The 18789-nt window shown below is 68.7% G+C and carries 15 protein-coding genes; 7 read left to right on the forward strand and 8 right to left on the reverse strand.

Annotated elements, in window-relative coordinates:
- Positions 1 to 3 precede the first annotated feature (3 nt).
- From AB0436_RS20330 to AB0436_RS20345, 4 genes are all read left to right on the forward strand, one after another.
- On the forward strand, positions 4 to 1053 hold the full coding sequence (locus tag AB0436_RS20330; RefSeq protein ID WP_366469299.1) for an ABC transporter permease: 1050 nt from the start codon (positions 4 to 6) through the stop codon (positions 1051 to 1053).
- The gene (locus tag AB0436_RS20335; protein ID WP_366469300.1) at positions 1050 to 2060 is read left to right on the forward strand and encodes an ABC transporter ATP-binding protein; all 1011 of its coding nucleotides are present in this window, start codon (positions 1050 to 1052) and stop codon (positions 2058 to 2060) included. Before AB0436_RS20330 ends, AB0436_RS20335 begins: the two co-directional genes overlap by 4 nt.
- Before the next feature lie 115 nt (positions 2061 to 2175).
- The gene (locus AB0436_RS20340) at positions 2176 to 3597 is read left to right on the forward strand and encodes a GH1 family beta-glucosidase (protein WP_366469301.1); all 1422 of its coding nucleotides are present in this window, start codon (positions 2176 to 2178) and stop codon (positions 3595 to 3597) included.
- Positions 3598 to 3649: 52 nt separating this feature from the next.
- Positions 3650 to 6715 (forward strand): glycoside hydrolase family 3 N-terminal domain-containing protein, encoded by a 3066-nt coding sequence (locus AB0436_RS20345; RefSeq protein WP_366469302.1) that lies wholly within the window; start codon positions 3650 to 3652, stop codon positions 6713 to 6715.
- An 83-nt stretch (positions 6716 to 6798) separates the two neighbouring features.
- On the opposite strand, the gene AB0436_RS20350 is transcribed toward AB0436_RS20345, so the two are convergent.
- Positions 6799 to 7407, reverse strand: coding sequence for a YceI family protein (locus AB0436_RS20350; RefSeq protein ID WP_366469303.1), 609 nt, complete (start codon positions 7405 to 7407; stop codon positions 6799 to 6801).
- Between the two features lie 311 nt (positions 7408 to 7718).
- Here AB0436_RS20350 and AB0436_RS20355 point away from each other — a divergent pair, with 311 nt between their 5' ends.
- The 3 genes from AB0436_RS20355 to AB0436_RS20365 all read left to right on the forward strand — a co-directional run bounded on the left by AB0436_RS20355 (position 7719) and on the right by AB0436_RS20365 (position 11983).
- Positions 7719 to 10010 carry a polysaccharide lyase 8 family protein gene (locus AB0436_RS20355; RefSeq protein ID WP_366469439.1) on the forward strand — a complete coding sequence of 764 codons (2292 nt, stop codon included), beginning with the start codon at positions 7719 to 7721 and terminating at the stop codon, positions 10008 to 10010.
- A 152-nt stretch (positions 10011 to 10162) separates the two neighbouring features.
- The gene (locus tag AB0436_RS20360; RefSeq protein ID WP_366469304.1) at positions 10163 to 11746 is read left to right on the forward strand and encodes an acyl-CoA carboxylase subunit beta; all 1584 of its coding nucleotides are present in this window, start codon (positions 10163 to 10165) and stop codon (positions 11744 to 11746) included.
- 18 nt (positions 11747 to 11764) lie between these two features.
- Positions 11765 to 11983 (forward strand): acyl-CoA carboxylase subunit epsilon, encoded by a 219-nt coding sequence (locus AB0436_RS20365; protein WP_366469305.1) that lies wholly within the window; start codon positions 11765 to 11767, stop codon positions 11981 to 11983.
- 115 nt (positions 11984 to 12098) lie between these two features.
- Here AB0436_RS20365 and AB0436_RS20370 read toward each other — a convergent pair whose 3' ends face one another.
- The 7 genes from AB0436_RS20370 to AB0436_RS20400 form a co-directional block, all read right to left on the reverse strand.
- A complete protein-coding gene (locus AB0436_RS20370; RefSeq protein WP_014048542.1) occupies positions 12099 to 12680 on the reverse strand; it encodes an ATP/GTP-binding protein in 582 nt (193 codons plus the stop codon).
- On the reverse strand, positions 12661 to 13203 hold the full coding sequence (locus AB0436_RS20375; protein WP_366469307.1) for a DUF742 domain-containing protein: 543 nt from the start codon (positions 13201 to 13203) through the stop codon (positions 12661 to 12663). The genes AB0436_RS20370 and AB0436_RS20375 overlap by 20 nt, the downstream gene beginning before the upstream one ends.
- 90 nt (positions 13204 to 13293) lie before the next feature.
- On the reverse strand, positions 13294 to 13707 hold the full coding sequence (locus AB0436_RS20380; RefSeq protein WP_164260062.1) for a roadblock/LC7 domain-containing protein: 414 nt from the start codon (positions 13705 to 13707) through the stop codon (positions 13294 to 13296).
- Between the two features lie 10 nt (positions 13708 to 13717).
- Positions 13718 to 16927 (reverse strand): nitrate- and nitrite sensing domain-containing protein, encoded by a 3210-nt coding sequence (locus AB0436_RS20385; protein WP_366469308.1) that lies wholly within the window; start codon positions 16925 to 16927, stop codon positions 13718 to 13720.
- Positions 16928 to 17280: 353 nt separating this feature from the next.
- Positions 17281 to 17865, reverse strand: coding sequence for an ATP/GTP-binding protein (locus AB0436_RS20390; RefSeq protein WP_365849001.1), 585 nt, complete (start codon positions 17863 to 17865; stop codon positions 17281 to 17283).
- Entirely contained in the window at positions 17846 to 18253 is a 408-nt protein-coding gene (locus AB0436_RS20395; RefSeq protein ID WP_365849000.1) for a DUF742 domain-containing protein, read from the reverse strand. Before AB0436_RS20395 ends, AB0436_RS20390 begins: the two co-directional genes overlap by 20 nt.
- Positions 18254 to 18371: 118 nt before the next feature.
- Entirely contained in the window at positions 18372 to 18785 is a 414-nt protein-coding gene (locus AB0436_RS20400) for a roadblock/LC7 domain-containing protein (protein ID WP_365849840.1), read from the reverse strand.
- Between the last annotated feature and the right edge of the window lie 4 nt (positions 18786 to 18789).

Here is an 18789-nt window from a genome sequence, read left to right on the forward strand (position 1 = left end):
GACATGGCCGTCACCGCTGCCGAGGTCGCCGTGCTCGACGCGACCGACACCCCGGCGCCCAACAAGCGCAAGCTCCGCTTCCTGCGGGGCCGCAAGACCGTCGTCGGACTGGCCATCCTGGCCTTCTTCGTGCTGCTCGCCATCGCCGGTCCGTGGCTCGCGCCGTACGACCCGGACAAGATGAGCAACGCGATCCTGCAATCACCCTCCGGCGCCCACTGGTTCGGCACCACCCAGACCGGCCAGGACGTGCTCTCGCAGATCCTGGTCGGCACCCGCGGCGTGCTGGTGGTGGGGTTCATCGCCGGGATCTTCGCGACGGTGTTCTCGGTGCTGATCGGGGTCAGTGCCGGCTTTCTCGGAGGAGTCGCCGACGAGCTCCTCTCGGCGCTCTCCAATGTCTTCCTGGTCATCCCGGGACTGCCGCTGATCATCATCATCGCCAGCTTCGTCTCCGACGCCGGCGACCTGCTCATCGCCGGTGTCATCGCCCTGACCTCATGGGCCTGGGGGGCGCGGGTGCTGCGCGCCCAGACCCTGTCGCTGCGCCGCAGGGACTACGTCGAGGCGGCCCGCGCCACCGGGGAGTCCACCTGGCGGATCATCCTCTTCGAGATCCTGCCGAACCTGACCGCCGTCATCGCCTCCGGCTTCGTCGGCACGGTCATCTTCGCCATCCTCTCCGAGATCACCCTCGCCTTCATCGGCGTCGCCGACATCTCCGACTGGAACTGGGGGACCGTCCTCTTCTGGGCCCAGTCCAGCCAGGCCCTGGCCCAGGGCGCCTGGTGGTGGTTCGTGCCCGCCGGGCTGTGCATCGCGCTGCTCGGCATGTCGCTCGCGCTGATCAACTTCGGCATAGACGAATTCGTCAACCCGCGCCTGCGTACGGAGACCGGCGCGACGAAGCACGTGCGGATGCGGGTCGGCTTCACGCCCGTCGTGCGCGGTACGCACGACGGTCGGTCGTCCGGCCCGGCCGTGCCCGGGCCCGAACCTGATCCCGTCGCGCCCACGGTGCGCGCCACACACGACAAGGAGCCCAGCTCATGAGCGAGCCCGTCCTCACCATCAGCGACCTCCATGTCGACTACGGCACCGGCGACGACGCCGTGCACGCGCTGCGCGCCATCGACCTCACCCTGCACCGGGGTGAAGTACTGGGTCTGGCAGGGGAGTCGGGGTCGGGCAAGTCCACGCTGGCCTACGCGGTGACCCGGCTGCTGTCACCGCCGGGCGTCATCACCGGGGGCGATGTCCACTACCACCGGCGCGACGGCGAGAAGATCGACATCCTGTCGCTCTCCGCCCCCGAACTGCGGGGCTTCCGGTGGGCCGAGCTGTCGATCGTCTTCCAGGGCGCGATGAACTCGCTCAACCCGGTGCACACGGTCCGCAGCCAGCTCACGGACGTACTCAAGGCGCACCGCCCCGAGATGAAGCGGGTCGAACGTACCGACCGCGCCAGGGAGTTGCTCGCCCTGGTCGGAATATCGGCGGACCGGCTCGGCGCCTATCCACACCAGCTCTCCGGTGGCATGCGGCAGCGGGTGATGATCGCGATGGCGCTGGCCCTGGAGCCGGAGATCGTGATCATGGACGAGCCGACGACAGCCCTCGATGTCGTCATGCAGCGCCAGATCCTGCGCCAACTGGTCAAGCTGCGCGAACAACTGGGCTTCTCCGTCGTCTTCATCACGCACGACATATCGCTGCTGATCGAGTTCTCCGACCGCATCGCGATCATGTACGGCGGCCGCATCGTCGAGGAGGCCGGCGCAGCCGACATCTACCGGGACGCACGACATCCGTACAGTGACGGACTGCTGCACTCGTTCCCCGCTCTGCACGGTCCGCGCCGGGAACTCGCCGGAATCCCCGGATCACCGCCGCACCTGGCGGCGATGCCGGCCGGATGCGCGTTCCACCCCCGCTGCCCCCAGGCGTTCGATCCTTGTACGAGCCGGGTGCCGATGCTCACGCGGCCGGCCGGTGAGACGGCTCAGCCCCGCACGGTGGCGTGCTGGCTGCATCACACAGCGCCGACGGGGGTGAGGTGACCGCGGCCCGGTTTCCGTCGGATCGGTTCCTGCCCGCCCACGGGCAGTCGTTGCTCTCCGGGCTCCGGCCCGATTCGTTGCCGGGCCCGTGCCCGGCACCCATCTCAGGAGACTCATGAAGCTCATCACCCCCCAGGCCTACGCCCGCTCGATCACCCCCAGGGCGGTCACCGGTCTGCCCGCCGATTTCCGCTGGGGTGTCGCCACGGCGGCCTACCAGATCGAGGGCGCGGCCGCCGAGGACGGAAGGACCGCTTCGATCTGGGACACCTACTGCCGGGTGCCCGGCGCGGTGGTGCGCGGTGAGAACGGTGACGTCGCCTGCGACCACTACCACCGGATGCCCGAGGATGTGCAGCTCATCGCCGACCTCGGGGTCGACACCTACCGGTTCTCACTCGCCTGGCCACGCATCCAGCCCGGCGGTCGCGGGCCCGCGAACCAGCGGGGCCTCGACTTCTACAAGCGGCTGATCGACGAGCTGGACGCCAAGGGCGTCACCCCGTGGATCACCCTCTATCACTGGGACCTCCCGCAGGAGTTGGAGGACGCCGGGGGCTGGCCCGCCCGCGACACCGCGTACCGCTTCGCCGAGTACGCCCAGCTCGCCTACGACGCGCTGGGCGACCGGGTCACCCACTGGACCACGCTGAACGAGCCCTGGTGCTCCGCCATGCTCGGTTACGCCTACGGTGTCCAGGCCCCCGGCCGCAAGGACTTCGGCCAGGCGCTGGATGCCGTACACCACCTGCTGCTCGGCCACGGACTCGCCGCGCGGTGTCTGCGGGGCGCAGCGGGAGACCATCCCCTCGAACTCGGCATCACCCTCAACCTCGGCACCGCCACCCCCGAGACCGACAGCGAGGCCGACCGCGAAGCGTGCCGGCGGGCCGATGGACTCGGCAGACGGCTCTATCTGGACCCCATCGTGTACGGCCGATACCCCGAGGACGTGCTCGACGACCTGGCAGCCACGGGCAACCGACTGCCGGTGCAGGACGGTGACCTGGAGGCGATCTCCACACCACTGGACGTCCTCGGCGTCAACTTCTACCGGGGAACCCTCTTCTCCGGCGCCGACGAGAACGGTTCACCGGTGGACGCAGACGGGCGGCCCGTCACCCGGGCGGTGGAGCGGGATCTGCCGCGTACCGGCATGGGCTGGGAGATCATCCCGTCCGAACTCACCGAACTCCTGCTGCGCCTGGAGGACGACTACCACCTGCCGACCGTGATCACCGAGAACGGCGCGGCCTTCGCGGACACCGTCGCCGAGGACGGTGCGGTGCACGACGCGGACCGCACCACCTATCTCGCCGACCACATCGACGCGGTGGCTGCCGCGCGCGCCCAGGGAGCTGATGTGCGCGGCTACTTCGCCTGGTCGCTGATGGACAACTTCGAGTGGTCCTACGGCTACGACAAGCGCTTCGGCATCGTCCGCGTCGACTACGCCACCCAGGAGCGCACCCTCAAGGACAGCGCCAAGTGGTACCGCGACACCGTCCGCCTCACCAGGAACGGCGCGACCCAGTAGCTCGTCCCCGCAAGCCTTCCCGCACGTTCTCCCTGCTACCAAGGAGCCGTAAGTGCCTCGTGCCCGGACACGTACAGGAGCGAGACCCAGAACCGCGGCGCTCGCCGCAGCCGCCGTACTCGCCGCGTTGCTGCCGTTCGCCGGAGCGGGGGCGAGCGCCGCAGCCGACGACCCTGCCCCGGTGCCTGTCGACCGCTTCGAGGGTGAGGTGCCCTTCGCCGGTCAGCCCGCCGACGGCATCTTCACCTGGGGCGGCGACAGTGACGACAGCCCCACTCTGGCGCTGACGGACCGCAGCGACGCCCCCGAGGGCGCCAAGGTCCTCGAAGGCTCCTACGACATCAGCGGATACGGCGGCTTCTCGCACGACTTCGCGGCCGCCGAACCCGCCCACGACTGGTCGGCCGGCAAGGGCATCCGCTTCTGGTGGTACGGCCAGAACACCGCGCCGCTGCCGCCCGGCTCCGGCAGGAAGATCTCCTTCGAGATCAAGGACGGCGGCGCCAACGGCGAGGCGTCCGAGCTGTGGACCACGTCCTTCACCGACGACTGGGAGGGATGGCACCAGGTCGAGATCCCGTTCGCGGACTTCACCTACCGCACCGACTACCAGCCGGTCGGCGGCATCGACCAGGTACTCGGCCTCAACGAGATGTGGGGATACGCACTCACGCTGCCCACCGGCGTCAAGGGCCGGTTCGCGATGGACGACGTCGAGCTGTACGGAAAGGCCGACCCGGCGCTCTCGGCGAAGGTGACGACCGACGCGGCGGTCTACCCGGTCAAGGAGGGCGGCAGCGCCGCCGTGAAGATCGGGCTGGCCACCACGGCGTCCGCACCGATCACCGAGCCCGTCACCGTCGACTACACCACCGAGGGTGGCACCGCCGAATCCGGCACAGACTACCCGCCGGTCTCCGGCACGGTGACCTTCCCCGCCGGAACGCCGTCGGGCGCGTCGCAGACCGTCACGGTCACCACCACGAAAGACAAGGCCGCCGAACCGGCCGAGACCATCCCGGTCAAGCTCACGGTCACGGGAGCCAAGGCCCCCACGGAGACCCCGCAGGTCGTCATCGACGCCCACGGACTCCCGTACCTCAATCCCCGGCTGCCGGTGAAGAAGCGGGTCGCCGACCTGCTCTCCCGGATGTCACCCGAGGAGAAGGCCGGTCAGATGACCCAGGCGGAGCGCAACGCGCTCTCCTCGCAGGGCGACATCGCGTCCTACGGCCTCGGCTCGCTGCTCTCCGGCGGCGGCTCGGTACCCACCCCCAACACCCCCGCAGCCTGGGCCAGGATGGTCGACGGCTACCAGCTGCGCGCCCAGGCGACCCGCTTCCAGATTCCGCTGATCTACGGGGTGGACGCGGTGCACGGCCACAACAACGTGGTCGGCTCGACGATCTTCCCGCACAACATCGGCATCGGCGCGACCCGTGACCCCTCGGTCGCCGAGAAGGAGGGCGCGGTCACCGCGTCCGAAGTCCGGGCCACCGGCATCCCATGGGACTTCGCGCCCTGCCTGTGCGTCTCGCGCGACGAGCGCTGGGGCCGCACCTACGAGTCCTTCGGCGAGGACCCGGCCCTGGTCTCCTCCATGGAGACGGTGATTCAGGGCATGCAGGGCGCCGCCTCCGGCAAGGACCTGGACCGCAACGACAAGGTGCTGGCCACCGCGAAGCACTTCGTGGGTGACGGCGGCACCGAGTACGGCTCGTCCACCACCGGCTCGTACACCATCGACCAGGGCGTCACCAAGGTCACCCGGCACGAGCTGGAAGCCGTCCACCTGGCGCCCTTCGGCGACGCGGTCAAACGCGGTATCGGCACCGTGATGCCGTCCTACTCCTCGCTCGACATCATCGGCGACGGCAAGCCCGCAGTGAAGATGCACGCCGATGCGGCGATGATCAACGGCGTCCTCAAGGAGAAAATGGGCTTCAAGGGCTTCGTGATCAGCGACTACGCGGCGATCGACCAGATCCCCGGCGACTACGCGAGCGACGTCCGTACGTCGATCAACGCCGGACTCGACATGATCATGGTCCCGACCAACTACAAGAACTTCACCTCGACCCTGGAGAGCGAAGCAGCCGCGGGCCGCATCCCGCAGTCCCGCATCGACGACGCGGTCTCCCGCATCCTGACCCAGAAGTTCCAGCTCGGCCTCTTCGAGAAGCCGTACGCGGACACCTCGAACGCCGGCCGGATCGGCTCGCCCGAGCACCGCGCGGCCGCCCGTGACGCCGCCGCCAAGTCCCAGGTCCTGCTGAAGAACGCGGGCGGCGTGCTGCCGCTCAAGTCCTCGCAGAAGGTGTACGTGGCGGGTTCCAACGCCGACGACATCGGTAACCAGGCGGGCGGCTGGACCGTCTCCTGGCAGGGGTCGTCCGGCGACATCACCACCGGCACGACCATCCTGGACGGCATGAAGAAGGACGCCTCGTCGGTGACCTACTCCAAGGACGCCTCGGCCTCCACGGACGGTTACGACGTGGGCGTCGTGGTCGTCGGCGAGACCCCGTACGCGGAGGGCGTCGGTGACGTCGGCAACGGCAACGACCTGGAACTCACCCCGGCCGACAAGGCGGCGGTGGACAAGGTCTGCGCCGCGATGAAGTGCGCGGTGCTGATCGTCTCGGGCCGCCCGCAGCTCATCGGGGACCGGCTCGGCGACATCGACGCGCTCGTCGCCTCCTGGCTGCCCGGCACGGAGGGCGACGGCGTCGCCGACGTGCTGTACGGGAAGCAGCCGTTCACCGGCCAACTGCCGCTGACCTGGCCCAAGTCGGAATCGCAGCTGCCGATCAACGTCGGCGACGCGACGTACGACCCGCAGTTCCCGTTCGGCTGGGGTCTCACCACACGGGAGCCGGTCCCGCACGGCGGCCAAGCCGCCCTGACCGTACTGTCGCTGGCCGCACACCTGGTGAAGGCCGACTCGCCCGCGGGGCGGGCCATGGCAACGGCGGCCCGCCGGATCGTCCAGCAGAAGATCGGCGACCACATCACCGCCGCCTCGTCCAAGCCGTTCGCCGAGGCGGACCATCTGCTGCTGACCGGCGACCTGAAGGGAGCGATCGCCAAGCTGACAGCGGCCTACCGCGCGGCCTGACCCGCGTCCCCGGACAGCATGGGGCGGCACTCCCTCGGGAGCGCCGCCCCACCTTCTTGTGCCGGGTGACAGGTGGCCCGGTGTCAGGCAGACCTGATCGCCGAGATGTCGAAGGTGAGCTTGACCTTGTCGCTGACCATGACGCCACCGGTCTCCAGCGCGGCGTTCCAGGTCAGACCCCAGTCGGAGCGCAGGATCGCGGCAGTGCCCTCGAAGCCGACGCGCTGGTTGCCGTACACGTCGGTGGCCGCGCCGTTGAACTCGAGGTCGATGGCGAGCGGCTTGGTGACGTCCTTGATGGACAGGTCGCCCGTCATCCGGTACTTGTCGCCGCCCAGGTACTCGGCGTGCGTCGAGCGGAACCTCATGTGCGGGAACTGCTCGGCGTCGAAGAAGTCGCCGCTGCGCAGATGGCCGTCGCGGTCCGCCATACCGGTGTCGATGCTCTCGATCTTGACGTCAATGACCGCAGTGGAGTTGGCCGGGTCGGCGCCGTCGAGGTGCAGTCGGCCCTCGTGCTCGGCGAAGGAGCCGCGGACATTGGTGACCATGGCGTGCCGGACGACGAAACCGATGCTGCTGTGCGCCGCGTCGATCGTGTAGTCACCGGAGAGCGCGGCCAGTGCGGGGTCCACCTCGGGAGTGGTGGCAGTGGCCTCGGCGGTCGGGTTGCTGCGGTTGAACAGAGCCATGGCTCCTCCGTAGGTTGTTGGGCGGCCCGGGTGGCGACCGGCAAGGTTGTTTAACCTTCAATGACAGCCACCATAGACCCCTCTCGTTCAAAATTCAACAACTTCGGGAGGCGTGGACTGGCAAGCGCTTTCTAAATCCGGTGTTCGGACCATTGATCAGGCCCCGGTGCCGCTGCTAGACCGGCGGTAGCCGATCGTCGCCCCTGCGTCCCCAGGAGTCCGCTGTGCCCCTGCTGCCCCCGTGGTCCAGCCACTGGTCCCGCCGTACCTTCCTCGCCACGGCGGGGGCAGGCATCCTCACCCTCGGCGCCGTGTCGCAGGCCGCAGCCGCCCCGGGATCGGCGGCGGCTGCGGGCGACGACGCGTACGCGGCGCTGCGGGCCCGGTGGCTGGACCTCTCGCTCGGTACGGGCTACGACGCGTCCACCGAGCCGTATGCGACACGGCTCAGGGCGACCGGCGAACTCGCCACCTCGTTCCGGGACTCCATGGCCCCGGCGGCCAACTCGCTGTGGGCGGACTACCCGTTCGATCCGCCGTCCGGAATCACCCAGAGCTACAGCCGGCTGTGGACGATGACCCAGGCCTGTCTGCAGGACGGCACCGGCCTCACCGGCGACGCGGGGCTACTCGCCGACGTCATCGCCGGGATGGACCACCTCGCCGCGACGATCTACCGCCCCACGACCAAGCCGTACGGTAACTGGTGGGAATGGCAGATCGGCAGCCCCCGGCTGCTGATGGACCTGGTCACCGCGCTGTACGACCGGCTCAGCGACGCGCAGATCCAGCAGGCCTGCGCGGCCGTCGACCACTTCATCCCCGACTCGGTCCTCGCCGACTACTCGGGGACGTCGACCGGCGCCAACCGCGTCGACCTCTGCCGCTCGGTCGCCATGCGGGGCGTCAACGGGCGCGCACCGGAGAAGATCGCGCTGGCCCGCGACGCGCTGTCCCCGGTCTTCCCTTACGTGGTCACGGGGGACGGGCTCTACACCGACGGCTCCTTCATCCAGCACACGTCGATCGCCTACTCCGGTACGTACGGACAGGTCATGCTCGACGGTCTGGGCAGGCTCTTCACCCTGCTCGCCGGCTCCAGCTGGGCCGTCACCGATCCGAACCGGCAGATCATCCTCGACAGCGTCGAGCACGCCTACGCACCGATGATCTACAACGGCCTGGCGATGGACAGCGTCAACGGCCGGGCGATCAGCCGGGGTTACCTCAAGAGCGACGACCAGCACGTGATGCGCAGCGACCACTTCCACGGGAAGGCACTGATCGCCGCCATGGCCGTCATCGCAGGCGGTGCGTCCGAGGCCGAGCGACTGCGCTGGCAGGGCATGATCAAGGGCTGGATCGAGCGGGACAAGGTGACTCCGATTCTCACGTCGCCCCAGTTCGGCGTGGCGGACCTGTCCCGGCTCCAGGCGGTTGCCGACACCGCGGTGGCGCCGGCCCCCGAGCCGGTCGGGCACCGCCTCTTCGCTTCCATGGACCGGGCGGTGCACCGGCGTCCGGGCTGGGCCGCCAACATCTCCATGTGTTCGGAACGGATCTCGTACTACGAGTGCGGCAACGGTGAGAACCCGCACGGCTGGCACACCGGGGCCGGAATGCTCTACTGGTGGCCTGGCGCACAGGCCAACGACCAGTACACGGACTGGTTCTGGCCGACCGTCGACCCCTACCGGCTGCCCGGAACGACCGTATCGACCAAGCGACTCGCCGACCGGGCAGGTGGCGAGTGGGGCGCCGCCAAACCCGCCGTGCAGTGGGTGGGCGGGGCGAGCGACGGAGAGTTCGCGGCCGTCGGCCAGCACGTGAAGGGGCTGAACTCGACCCTCCAGGCCCGCAAGTCGTGGTTCTGCGCGGCAGACGCCGTGATCTGTCTCGGCGCGGGGATCACGGCTGCCGACGGGGTCCCGGTCGAGACGGTCGTCGACAATCGCAATCTCGGCGCCGGGGGGACCGGTGCGCTCACCGTCGACGAAGGCCACCGCCCGCGCTGGGCGCACCTGGAGGGGCACGGCGGCTGGGTCTTCCCCGGCGCCACCGATACCCTGCGCACGCTGCGCGACACGCGCACCGGGGCATGGAGCGACATCAACACCACCAGCTCCACCGAACGGCAGACCCGGACCTACCAGACCCTCTGGCTCGACCACGGCACGGATCCGACGGACGCGGCCTACGCGTACCTGCTGATGCCCGGCGCCGCCCGGCGTACAGTGGCTGCCCGAGCAGCCGACCGCGGCTGGTTGGAGATCCTCGCCAACACCGCGGAGCAGCAGTCCGTCGCCATCCACTCACTGGGGCTGACCGCGGCGAACTTCTGGCAGGCCGGTACGGTGGGCCCCCTCACCGCCACCGCACCGGCGAGCGTGCTGCTCAGGCGCAGCGGGCGCACAGCCACCCTGCACATCAGTGAGCCGCCCCGCACCGGCCGGCCGCTGGACATCACCTGGAATCACCCGGTGCACCGGGTGGTCAGCGCCGACCCGTCGGTACAGGTGCTGTCCACCGGACGCTCGCTGCGGCTGCGGATCACCCCGGGGACGGCAGGCGGTACCCATGGCTGTGAGGTAGCCCTCGGCTGACGTGTTGTAGGACCTCCACAACGCACACCGGCCCTGGACTGGTACTTAGGCTGAACGGCAGGGGTCTTCTGTCCATGGCTGCCAGGAAACTGGTCAGGAGACTGTGCGAAGTCCACTGCGTTTTTTCTTGGTGGAGTTCGTAAGGTCGATCCATGACCGTTTTGGACGAGACCGCGGGTGACCCCTCCGACACGCGTGGCCGGGTGGCCGAGCTGCTGGCGCTTCGCGAGCAGGCGCGCCGCGGGCCCAGCGAGCGGGCGACGGAGGCCCAGCACGCGAAGGGCAAGCTGACCGCCCGGGAGCGTATCGAGCTGTTGGTGGACCCGGGATCGTTCAAGGAGGTCGAGCAGCTGCGCCGGCACCGGGCGACCGGGTTCGGCCTGGAGGCCAAGAAGCCGTACACCGACGGTGTGATCACCGGATGGGGGACCGTCGAGGGCCGGACGGTCTTCGTCTACGCGCACGATTTCCGGATCTTCGGCGGGGCGCTGGGTGAGGCCCACGCCACGAAGATCCACAAGATCATGGACATGGCGATCTCGGCGGGTGCGCCGCTGGTGTCGCTGAACGACGGCGCGGGCGCCCGCATCCAGGAGGGCGTCTCCGCGCTGGCCGGGTACGGCGGGATCTTCCAGCGCAACACCCGCGCCTCGGGGGTGATCCCGCAGATCTCGGTGATGCTCGGCCCGTGCGCGGGCGGCGCGGCCTACAGCCCGGCGCTGACCGACTTCGTGTTCATGGTCCGCGAGACCTCGCAGATGTTCATCACCGGCCCGGACGTGGTCCGTGCGGTGACCGGTGAGGAGATCACCCAGAACGGGCTCGGCGGCGCGGATGTGCACGCCGAGACGTCGGGGGTGGCGCACTTCGCCTATGACGACGAGGAGACCTGTCTCGCCGAGGTCCGGTACCTGATCTCGATGCTGCCGTCGAACAACCGGGAGAACCCGCCCGCGCACCCCAGTGAGGACCCGGTCGACCGGCGCTCGGAGGTGCTGCTGGACCTGGTCCCGGCCGACGGGAACCGCCCGTACGACATGCACCAGGTGATCGAGGAGCTCGTCGACGACGGCGACTACCTGGAGATCCATGAGCGCTGGGCGCGGAACATCATCTGCGCGCTGGCCCGGCTGGACGGCCAGGTCGTGGGTATCGTCGCCAACCAGCCGCAGGCGCTGGCCGGGGTACTGGACATCGAGGCGTCCGAGAAGGCCGCCCGCTTCGTGCAGATGTGCGACGCGTTCAACATCCCGATCGTCACTCTTCTGGACGTACCCGGATTCCTGCCCGGCGTGGACCAGGAACACGGCGGAATCATCCGCCACGGCGCGAAACTGCTCTACGCGTACTGCAACGCCACCGTGCCCCGGATCTCGCTGATCCTGCGGAAGGCCTACGGCGGTGCTTACATCGTCATGGACTCGCAGTCCATCGGCGCCGACCTCACCTACGCCTGGCCGACCAACGAGATCGCGGTGATGGGCGCCGAGGGCGCCGCCAACGTCATCTTCCGCAAGCAGATCGCCGAGGCCGAGGACCCCGACGCCATGCGTGCCCGCATGGTCAAGGAGTACAAGGCCGAGCTGATGCACCCCTACTACGCCGCGGAACGCGGTCTCATCGACGACGTGATCGACCCGGCCGAGACCCGTGAGGTACTCATCGCCTCGCTGGCGATGCTGCGGACCAAGCACGCCGACCTGCCGTCCCGCAAACACGGCAACCCGCCCCAGTAAGTCACCGGGAGACACCCCTTGAGCATCCCCACACCTGGCGCCACCGCTTCGCTGCTGCGGGTCGAGAAGGGCCACGCGGAGCCGGAGGAACTGGCCGCGATCACCGCCATCCTGCTGGCCCGCGCCGGCAACCGGCCGGAGGCCGGGATCCCCGCCTTCTCGGTCCGCTCCACGGCGGGCTGGCGACGACTGGAGCGGACACCGGGCTTCCGGGCACCCCACTCCTGGCAGGGCTGACGGCCCAGCACGCCCGCCCGACGGTGCCCGCTCATCCGGCGGCCGTACCCGCCGACGCGAAGGCCCGCGCTCCGTAGTGAGCGCGGGCCTTCGCGTCGGCTGTGGGGGCGCGGGTCTACCGCAGGCGTGCCATCAGTGCGTGCTCGACGAGGGTGATCAGCGCGCTCTTGGCGTCCGCGCGGTGGCGTGCGTCGGTGGTGAGGATGGGGGTGTCGGGGCCGATCTGCAGGGCTTCGCGGACTTCGTCGGGGGTGTAGGGCTGGTGGCCGTCGAAGCCGTTGAGGGCGATGACGAAGGGCAGGCCCGAGTTCTCGAAGTAGTCGACCGCCGGGAAACAGTCGGCGAGGCGGCGGGTGTCGACCAGGACGACGGCGCCGATGGCGCCGCGGACCAGGTCGTCCCACATGAACCAGAAGCGGTCCTGGCCGGGGGTGCCGAACAGGTACAGGATGAGGTCCTGGTCCAGGGTGATGCGGCCGAAGTCCATGGCCACCGTCGTGGTGGTCTTGTCCCCGGTGTGCGTGAGGTCGTCGATGCCTGCTGAGGCCGACGTCATGACGGCCTCGGTACGCAGCGGGTTGATCTCCGAGACGGCGCCGACGAACGTGGTCTTGCCCACGCCGAAGCCCCCTGCCACCACGATCTTCGCGGAGGTAGTGGAGCGGGCTGCACCGCCGCTAGAGCTTGCGAAGTCCACTGAGCACCCTTTCGAGCAGTGTCACATCTGGCTGGCCGCCGGCGGCATCGTCGCCACCGGGCTGATGAATGGCGACAAGACCGGCCTCCGCCAGATCGGCGACGAGGATCCGGGCGACGCCGAGGGGAATCGTGAGAAGCGCCGAGATCTCGGCAACCGACTTGATCTCGACACAGAGACGGCAGATCCGCTGATGCTCGGGCAACTGCCCTTGCAGCCGGGACGGATCGGTGGTGGTGCTGACCAGTGCCTCGATGGCGAGCTGGTAACGCGGCCGGGTCCGGCCGCCGGTCATCGCATACGGGCGCACCAGCGGATTGTGGGTCGCCCGCTGCGGCTCCGGAGCCTGGCGGGGCTGCACGGGCATGATGCGGGGCGGTTGGTCGTACGGTGACGGCGGCTCGGGCTGCGGCCGGTAGGGCTGCTGGACCTGTCTGCCGGGCGTGGAGGGAAAGTTGAAGCGGTCCCGGTCGTATTCTCCCGGTCCACCGTGGTAGGGGTAACCGCCTGGGGGTGTTGCCACGTTTCCTCCTCCGACTGCCGATCGCTGTTCCTGTGGAGCCGCGCCACCGCACCATATGGTGCGGTGACGAGAAACGCACCGTCTGTATTGCTAGTTGAGAAGACTTCCCTGGAGCTCGGCGCGCAGGTCCGGGGTGAGGACGCTGCCCGCACGATCCACCAGAAGGGCCATTTCGTACCCAACCAGACCGATGTCGGCCTCCGGATGTGCGAGTACGGCCAGGGAGGAGCCGTCCGAGACGGACATGATGAAGAGGAATCCTCGCTCCATCTCCACAACGGTCTGATTCACATGACCGCCTTCGAAGATCCGGGACGCCCCCGCGGTGAGCGAGGTCAACCCGGAAGCAACCGCCGCCAACTGGTCGGCGCGGTCACGCGGGAACCCCTCGGACATCGCCAGAAGAAGTCCGTCGGCGGAGACCACCACGGTGTGGGACACCCCGGGGGTGTTGTCCACGAAGTTGGTGATCAACCAGTTCAGGTTCTGCGCCGCCTGGCTCATCGGGCTCACACTAACGCTCCTGGTTGTAGGTGCTGCTGTCAGGACCACCGTGGTGATTCCCCGTGGCCTGACCGTTCGTGTCACTACCTGCGTTACGCCCCCGCAGCACACCTCGGTGCAGGTTGCTCAACCTGCCCCGGACGTCCTCGGGTGCGCGGGAGACCTGGGGGCCGCCCTGGGGGGTCTGCTCGGCCTTGCCCTCGACCAGGTTGGCCTTGGGCACCCGCCGGGGGAGACCGGAGGGGGTGACCCCGCCGGCCTTCGGCTCGCGCAGCTTCTCGGCCCGGTGCCAGCGCTCGTCGTTGGACGAACGCCAGTCCTCGGGTCCGCTGCCGTTCCCGTTCGCGCTGCTGTTCCCGTTGCCGGTGCCGTCCCCGCTGCCGTTCTGCTCGGCGGGCGCCGCCTTCGGTGCCTGCGGCTGTCCGCCGCGACGGGGAAGGCCGGCGTCGGTGAGTTCGTGGGAAGTGCTCGGAGACGGTCCCGGTCGATCAAAGCCTACGCGTTCCGAGGCGTCAGCGGGAGCGCTCGGAACAGATTCCGCTTCCGGACGGTAAGCCGCCTCGTAGCCGTCCTGGTAAGCCGCCTGACCTGGCCAGTCGTCCTGGTGGGGCTGGGGGTCGAAGGCGTTCCCGTATCGCGGCTGCGAGGGCTCCCGATCCGGGTAGCCGGATTCCGGATAGGTCGGCTCGGGGTAGCCGTCAGGGGCCTGGTAGCCGTTCTGCTCGTACGACGCCTGCTGGGGCTGCGGAGTCTCCGGCGGGTACGGCGCGTACCGCTCTTCCTGGTTGTACTGCTCCGCCTGGTTGTACTGCTCGTACTCGGCCTGCCCGTAGGGCTGTCGCGACCCGGTGGGCAGTTCGTCACGGAACAGCGGCTGCTCGCCCGCCGAGGTCTGCGCGCCGAGCGCCGCCCGGCGTTCCTCGCGCATCAGCGAACGGTTGACCGGGTCCAGATCACTGGCATCGGAGTCGCCGTACTGAGTGTCGTCGAAGCCGAGTTCGGCCGCCGTGCGCAGCGGCGCGGTCTCGAAGGACGCCTGCTCGGGGATGATCGAGGAGACCGTGAAGTTGTCCGCGGGCAGCGGCTCGCCGCCGCCACCGTGGGTGATGGCGTCGGGAAGCATCACCAGCGAGGTGGTGCCCGCCTGTTCGCCCGAGGGGCGCAGCTGGACCCGTACGCCGTGCCGGTCGGCGAGGCGGCCGACCACGAAGAGGCCCATCCGCTGGGAGATGGCCGCGTCCACGGTGGGCGGATTGGCCAGCTTGTGGTTGATGTCCGCGAAGTCCTCGGCGGTGAGGCCGATGCCCTTGTCGTGGATCTCGATCATCACCCGGTTGTCGGGGAGGCGGGTCGCGGTGACGCGCACCCTGGTCTGCGGCGAGGAGAACGTCGTGGCGTTCTCCAGCAGCTCGGCCAGCAGGTGCACCAGGTCGGTCACCGCCTGGCCGTGGATCTCCGTCTCGGGCACCCCGGTCAGCTCGATGCGTTCGTACGACTCGACCTCGGAAGAGGCGGCGCGGAGCACGTCGACCAGCGGAACCGGCTGGTTCCAGCGGCGTCCCGGCTCCTCGCCGGCGAGCACCAGGAGGTTCTCGCCGTTGCGGCGCATCCGGGTCGCCAGGTGATCCAGCCGGAAGAGGCTCTCCAGCTGTTCCGGGTCGGCCTCGTTGTTCTCGAGGTCGGTGATCAGCGTCAGCTGGCCCTCGATGAGGGACTGGTTGCGACGCGACAGGTTGGTGAAGATCGCGTTGACGTTGCCCCGGAGCATGGCCTGCTCGGCGGCGAGCCTGACGGCTTCCCGGTGGACCTGGTCGAAGGCCCTGGCGACCTCGCCGATCTCGTCCTGGGTGTTGATCGGGATGGGCTGTACGCGGGTGTCCACCCGGCCCGGCTCGGTGCGCGAGAGCTGGTCGACGAGCATCGGCAGCCGCTGCTCGGCGATACCGAAGGCGGCGGTCCGCAGCTGACGCATCGCGCGGCTCATCTGCCGCGCCATCATGCCGGCCAGCACGAAGGCGGCGAGCAACGCGACCAGGACGATGGCGCCGTTGGTGATGGCGTCGTTCTTGGCGTTGCTGGAAATGGCTCCTGCGTCCGCCACCGCCTTGTTGACGAGTCCGTTCTCGATGTCGGTGTAACCGTCGAACTTGGCGGTCGCGGCGGCCATCCAGGTCTGTGGCGTGATGCCCTCGTGCATCAGGGCGTCGGGGGTCTGGCCCTTGCCGATCTCCGCGGCCATTCCGTCGAAGACCGAACCGCCCTTGGACGGCGGAGCCACGAACGGCACGCCTGCCGCCGCGGCCTTCTTCTTGGCGGCCGCGAGCTGCTTCTGGCCTGCGGCCGCCTTGCCGGCCATGACCGTCTTCAGCGTGTCGCTGTCCGCCTGCGTGCCACCCGAGACGTACTCGCCGAGGGCGATCTGCTCGAGGTAGTTGTAGGAGTTGAAGGCGACGGCCTGCGCGCGGAACTTCGTGGTGTCCTGGCTGGGCCGCACCAGCAGGTGCATGCCGATGGACCGCTGGAGCGACTCCGCGGCCTTGGCCAGCTGGATGGCGTAGACCGTACGGCCGTAACTGGTGATGTTGCCGGTGCCCAGACCGAGCTCGTTGGAGAACTCCATCAGCGAGTGCTGGACCGAGACGTAGCCCTCTTCGGTCTTCACCGGGTCGAGGGCTTCGGCGTACGCGGTCTTGCGTATCCCGGCGAGGTTGGGCTCCTCGTCGCGGAAGAGCTTCAGACGACGGGTGAGGCGCTCGGTTTTCGGGAGGTTCTTCACCGCCGCGTCGAACTTCTGCGCAGCGGCGTCGGTGTCGGCGTAGGCGTTGGTGACGACCTGGCTGTCGCGTTTGTTGGACAGCAGCGGCTGGGCGGTGAGGTCTCGCTCATTGAGCAGCGCCTGGCTGTATCCGGACGCGGCACGCACGACGAGTGCGACGCGCTCCGCGTCCTGTGCCTCGTTCCAGGTGTCGACGGAGCTCTTGACCTGGAAACCGCCCATGACCAGGCCGACGACCACGGGAATGAGCAGAATCGCGTTGAGCTTGGTCGGTACACGCCAGTTGCGTGGCGACATCCGGCTGCCGCTGCCCCTGCTGCCGGCACCGCTCGTGACGGGGGGCACGGCTCCGGTCCGGTCGGCAGGAGACGTCGTTGTCCGCGACGGCGGGGTGAAGTTACCCCTTGACTGCTCCGCCGCGGAGCTGTTTTTGCTTCGCCTCACTCGACCAACAACCTCTCGGCGTCGGCACCAACGCTGTGCCGATTTATCGTTCAGAGCCGTATCTACTCGCGGGTTCGTCGAATTCCAGCACGTCGAACGGCATCGCTCCAAACAGGTGGAGCAAGCCGTTACGAGTGGTGTACGCCTCAGATAAAACGGTCATAAAGAGCGAGCCCCGCCAAAAGCAGAGGCCGATGTGAGCACAGCGGCACCGATCGAGTGCGAGGGGTATCCGCAGCTGATGAATTCTCTGTCGAAACGTTATGAACACGGGGGCGGATCGTGTCAAACGACACAGCCCGTCCCGGTCCGCCCGCTTCGACCTGCCTATCTCAACTTCCGTAGATCAACAGCTACTTGAGGCGTGCCATCAGTGCGTGCTCGACGAGGGTGATCAGTCCGCTCTTGGCGTCCGCGCGGTGGCGTGCGTCGGTGGTGAGGATGGGGGTGTCGGGGCCGATCTGCAGGGCTTCGCGGACTTCGTCGGGGGTGTAGGGCTGGTGGCCGTCGAAGCCGTTGAGGGCGATGACGAAGGGCAGGCCCGAGTTCTCGAAGTAGTCGACCGCCGGGAAACAGTCGGACAGCCGGCGGGTGTCGACCAGGACGACGGCCCCGATGGCGCCGCGGACCAGGTCGTCCCACATGAACCAGAAACGGTCCTGGCCGGGGGTACCGAACAGGTACAGGATGAGGTCCTGGTCCAGGGTGATGCGGCCGAAGTCCATGGCCACCGTCGTGGTGGTCTTGTCCCCGGTGTGCGTGAGGTCGTCGATGCCTGCCGATGCCGACGTCATGACGGCCTCGGTACGCAGCGGGTTGATCTCCGAGACGGCGCCGACGAACGTGGTCTTGCCCACGCCGAAGCCCCCCGCCACCACGATCTTCGCCGAGGTGGTCGCTCTCGCCGCCCCGCCGTCGCTAGAGCTTGCGAAGTCCACTGAGCACCCTTTCGAGCAGTGTCACGTCCGGCGTACCGCCGGCCTCTCCATTGCCCGGCTGGTGGATGGCCACCATGCCGGCCTCGGCCAGGTCGGCGACGAGGATCCGGGCAACACCCAACGGCATCGACAACAGCGCCGACACCTCCGCCACCGACTTGACCTCACGGCACAGGTGGCATATCCGCTGGTGTTCGGGGAGCAGACCCGCGAGGTGCACCGGGTCGGCCGTGGTGCTCACCAGCGCCTCGATGGCGAGCTGGTAACGCGGCCGGGTCCGGCCGCCGGTCATGGCGTACGGACGTACCAGTGGCTGGTCGCCCTCACTGTCGTACGACGCGTCGTGCAGGGCACCGTACTGATCGTGCGAGGCGGGGGGCGGGGTCATTGATCCTCCGGGCGTGACAGCGGTTGGTCGAATGCCGTCTGAACTGGGCCGGTGGGGGGGTCGGTATGCGGCCGGGCGGTAGGTAGGAACGTACGGGCAGAAACCTGGGAGGCGCTGACTAGTGGAGCAGGCTCCCTTGGAGCTCGGCGCGCAGGTCCGGGGTGAGGACGCTGCCCGCACGGTCGACCAGGAGGGCCATCTCGTAACCCACCAGACCGATGTCGCACTCCGGGTGGGACAGAACGGCCAGGGACGAGCCGTCGGAGACCGACATCAGGAAGAGGAAACCACGCTCCATCTCGACCACGGTCTGCGCGACATCACCGCCTTCGAAGATCCGGGACGCGCCCGCGGTGAGCGAGGTCAGCCCGGAAGCAACCGCCGCCAACTGGTCGGCACGGTCCCGCGGAAAGCCTTCGGACATGGCCAGAAGGAGTCCGTCGGCGGAGACCACCACGGTGTGGGACACCCCGGGGGTGTTGTCCACGAAATTGGTGATCAACCAGTTCAGATTCTGCGCCGCCTGGCTCATCGGG

Source organism: Streptomyces sp. NPDC051322 (assembly GCF_040689485.1).
Lineage (GTDB): Bacteria > Actinomycetota > Actinomycetes > Streptomycetales > Streptomycetaceae > Streptomyces.